Source organism: Stutzerimonas stutzeri KOS6, from assembly GCF_000307775.2.
GTDB classification, from domain to species: domain Bacteria; phylum Pseudomonadota; class Gammaproteobacteria; order Pseudomonadales; family Pseudomonadaceae; genus Stutzerimonas; species Stutzerimonas stutzeri_B.
This window is the reverse complement of the sequence record NZ_KK020676.1, coordinates 1,892,967-1,896,627: the sequence shown is the minus strand read 5'-3', so window position 1 is coordinate 1,896,627 and position 3,661 is coordinate 1,892,967. Positions and strand designations below refer to the sequence as shown.

The following is a 3,661-nucleotide window of genomic DNA, read 5'->3' as shown; positions in this document are numbered from 1 at the left end:
CCTCGGGGCGAAGCTTTTCGAGTTTCAGGTCTCATGCTGCGAGTGTCGGGATTTCGGCAGTCCTGCTGCTCGTATCACCGTGAGAACGTGCCACCCACAGAGAACCCGCTTACTGATACATCCAGAAGTTGGGGTGTTCAACCGGAACGCTGGGCACGGATGCTTTCTTGCTGGTAGCGATCTGCTTGATCTTTTCGGCGAGTTTCTTCATGAGCGATTTCCTCGGTTGCGTTCAGGAGTGGCGCCAGAATCCGCCAAACGCCGCTTCCGAGGAAATTCATTGCCGCTATCGCGCCGATAAAGGTTCGTCAGCCACGACGGTCTTCAGTCCAGGCGCACCAGCATGCGACCGACCTGGCCGCCGGCGAGGATTCGCTCGATGGCCTCCGGCAGCTGATCCAGGCCGATCTCGTGGGCCAGTTCATCCAGGTTGGCCAGCTTCCACTGCAGCGAAAGCTTGTCCCACATGGATGCCTTGACCACCAGGGGGATTTCCACCGAATCCACGCCCAGCAGGTTTACGCCGCGCAGGATGAATGGCAGGACGCTGCCCTGGAAATGCGTACCTGCGGTGAGTCCGCAACAGGCGACACTGGCGCCACGCTGCAATGACTTGACCACGTTGAACAGAATGTCGCCGCCCACCGTATCCACTGCGCCGCCCCACTGCTCCTTGAGCAGCGGCCTTTCCACACCGGCCTGCAGCGCAGCACGTTCGACGATCTGGCTGGCACCCAGTTGCGTGAGGAAGTCGGCCTGATCGGCCTTGCCGGTCACGGCGGCGACCTTGTAGCCGAGGCTCGCCAGCAACGCCACCGCGATGCTGCCGACGCCACCGGTTGCACCGGTCACCAGCACCGGCGCCTCGCCCGGTTCGAGGCCTGCCTGCTCCAGCTTGTCGATACAGAGAGCTGCCGTCAGCCCGGCAGTGCCGAGGATCATCGCATCACGCAACGACAGCCCCTGAGGACGCTTGATCACCCAGGCAGCGGGAACCCGGATGTACTGGCCGAAGCCCCCAGCCGTGTTCATGCCCAGGTCGTAGCCGGTGACGATCACCTCATCGCCTTCGGCGAATTCGGCCACGCTCGACGACGCCACGACACCCGCGGCGTCGATCCCTGGCGTATGTGGATAGGAGCGGGTCACGCCGCGGTTGCCGCTGGCCGACAGTGCGTCCTTGAAGTTCAGCGAGGAATAGCGCACCCGGATGAGCACCTCGCCGGCCGGCAGTTCATCGACGGCCCGTTCGACGACTTTCGATTCGAAACGACCCTCAGCGCTCTCGCTGACTTGTAATGCCTTGAAGCTGCTCATCGCGATTCCCCTTGTCATTGCCAAAAACGTTGTTCGTTCAACCGGCTCCAGCCCTTGAGCAAACCATGCTCCATGACCGTGCTGGCCGCCATGCCGAAGCGTTCCGGCAGGCTTTTTTTCTGGATGTAATGCAGCTGGAACAGTTCTGCCTCCTGGGCCCGCTCCGCCAGGTACTGATCGCTGGTCTTGAGCTCATCCGCCAGGTGCTTGCCCAGCGCCGCGATGCCCAGCCACACCTCGCCCGTCGCCACGTCATCGATCGACAGGTTCTGCCGGTAGCGGGCAACGAAGTTCTTGAACAGCTCATGAGTCGTTTCCAGATCCTCCTGGAACTTCTCCCGGCCCTTTTCGGTGTTTTCCCCGAACACGGTCAGCGTACGCTTGTATTCACCTGCCGTGAGTACCTCGAAATCGACGTCATGCTTCTTCAGCAGTCGATGCACATTCGGCAACTGCGCGACCACGCCAATGGAACCGAGGATGGCGAACGGCGCTGTGAGAATCCGGTTGCCGATACAGGCCATCATGTAGCCACCGCTGGCGGCGACCTTGTCTATGCAGACCGTGAGCGGCACGCCCGCATCGCGGATGCGTACCAGCTGCGAGGCGGCCAGACCGTAGCCATGCACCATCCCTCCGCCGCTTTCCAGGCGCAGGACCACTTCATCCTGGGGGGTCGCCATCGTCAGCAGTGCAGTGACCTCATGACGCAGGTTGTCGACCGCCGAGGCCCTTATGTCACCGTCGAAATCCAGCACGAACACCCGCGACGGTGTTTCCGCTTTCTTCGCCTGCTTGGCGGCCTTGGCCTCGCGCTTGCGCAACGCCTTGAAGGCGTCCTTGTCCAGCACAGCCTGCTCGAGGCGCTCACGCATGGATTTGTAGAATTCGTTGAGCTTGTGTACCTCGAGATGACCGCCGCCCTGCTTGCTACGCCCGCGACGCATGGAGGCAAGCGCAATGAGCACAATCACGATCGCCACCACCAGCGTGACGGTCTTGGCCAGGAAGCTGGCGTAGTCGGCAAGAAATTCCACATGTCCCCCTTTATGAGTTCCAGGCGCCGACATGACCCTTCGGCACTGAGTCGCCAGCATACCGACGGGCTTGAAATGGAGCCAGCGCAGGCGATTCAAACAAACGTTCGAATTATCGTTGACACTCCCTGACGATGCCCCTACCCTCGCGAAAAAACAGTGCCGGGCGGAGTAGCAGCATGGGCAGTATCTACCTGATCAGGCATGGTCAGGCGTCTTTTGGCGCAGAAAACTACGACGTGCTGTCTCCTCTGGGATATCGCCAGTCCGAAGCGCTGGGCGACTATCTGGCGCAGCTCGGCGTGACCTTCGACCGCTGCCTCAGCGGCGAACTGGATCGGCAGCAAGATACCGCCCGAACCACGATGGCCAGGCTGGCCGCCGGACCCGATCTGGAAGTCGACGCCGCCTTCAACGAATTCCATGCCGATGCGGTGATCCGTGCGCATCTGCCCGCCCTGCTCGAAGTCGAGCCGAATGCAATGCACATTCTGCGCAACGCAGCCGATCACCGCGCCGACTTCCAGCGACTGTTCACCTATGTCGTGCACCGCTGGATTTCCGGCGAGCACGAAAAGGATGAACTGGAGAGCTGGCAGCAATTCCTCGACCGTGTACAGGGAGGCCTGGAACGGGTGCTCGAGCAGGCCGGCAAAGGTGATCGCATCGCCATCTTCACCTCCGGCGGAACCATTACCGCCTTGCTGCAACTGATCATCGGGGTGCCGCCGATCAAGGCGTTCGAGATGAACTGGCAGATCGTCAACACATCCCTCAGTCTGTTGAAGTTCCGCGGGCGCGATGTGGCGCTGACGTCCTTCAATAGCCATGCTCACCTGCAATTGCTGAAAAATCCGGAGCTTGTCACCCACAGATGAGCCCAGCCCCAAGCGGCCCAAAGCTGCGTGTATCCATAACGACCGAAAAGGAAACCCTCATGAGCAACGTCGCCGAGACTTTCAAAGGCATGCAGTCGAAGTTCAACCCCAGCGCTGCCGCCGGCCTGGACCTGGTCTTCCAGTTCAACATCACCGACGCCGAGAACTACTATCTGGTCGTCAAGGACGGCACCTGCGATCTGCAGCAGGGCGAGTCCAGCGATGCCAACGTCACCCTGATCATGGACAGCGAAACCATGCAGGGCATCGTCAGCGGTGAAACCGACGGCATGCAGGCTTTCATGGGCGGCAAGCTGCGCGCCGAAGGGGACATGATGCTGGCTCTCAAGCTCAGCGAGCTCTTCCCGGCCTGAGCCACGCGCCAGCAGCCGAGAGACGAAAAACCGAAGCCCAGCTTCGGTTTTTTTA

4 protein-coding genes are annotated in these 3,661 nt (G+C 61.0%); 2 read left to right on the top strand and 2 right to left on the bottom strand.

Annotated features, from left to right (window positions below; translation table 11 throughout):
* Positions 1 to 324 precede the first annotated feature (324 nt).
* Entirely contained in the window at positions 325 to 1,317 is a 993-nt protein-coding gene (locus B597_RS36780; RefSeq protein WP_003296753.1) for a YhdH/YhfP family quinone oxidoreductase, read from the bottom strand.
* Positions 1,318 to 1,331: 14 nt separating this feature from the next.
* Positions 1,332 to 2,354, bottom strand: a complete 1,023-nt coding sequence (gene sohB, locus B597_RS36775) for a protease SohB (RefSeq protein WP_003296755.1) — start codon at positions 2,352 to 2,354, stop codon at positions 1,332 to 1,334.
* 179 nt (positions 2,355 to 2,533) lie between these two features.
* On the opposite strand from sohB, the gene B597_RS36770 reads away from it, so the two are divergent.
* Positions 2,534 to 3,232 carry a histidine phosphatase family protein gene (locus B597_RS36770; protein WP_003296757.1) on the top strand — a complete coding sequence of 233 codons (699 nt, stop codon included), beginning with the start codon at positions 2,534 to 2,536 and terminating at the stop codon, positions 3,230 to 3,232.
* Positions 3,233 to 3,291: 59 nt separating this feature from the next.
* Entirely contained in the window at positions 3,292 to 3,606 is a 315-nt protein-coding gene (locus B597_RS36765; RefSeq protein WP_003296758.1) for an SCP2 sterol-binding domain-containing protein, read from the top strand.
* Positions 3,607 to 3,661: the final 55 nt, after the last annotated feature.

Bases quoted from the DNA above. Each gene is read 5' to 3' on its own strand.
- B597_RS36765 (WP_003296758.1), top strand. From the start codon at position 3,292: ATGAGCAACGTCGCCGAGACTTTCAAAGGCATGCAGTCGAAGTTCAAC.
- B597_RS36780 (WP_003296753.1), bottom strand. From the start codon at position 1,317: ATGAGCAGCTTCAAGGCATTACAAGTCAGCGAGAGCGCTGAGGGTCGT.
- B597_RS36770 (WP_003296757.1), top strand. From the start codon at position 2,534: ATGGGCAGTATCTACCTGATCAGGCATGGTCAGGCGTCTTTTGGCGCA.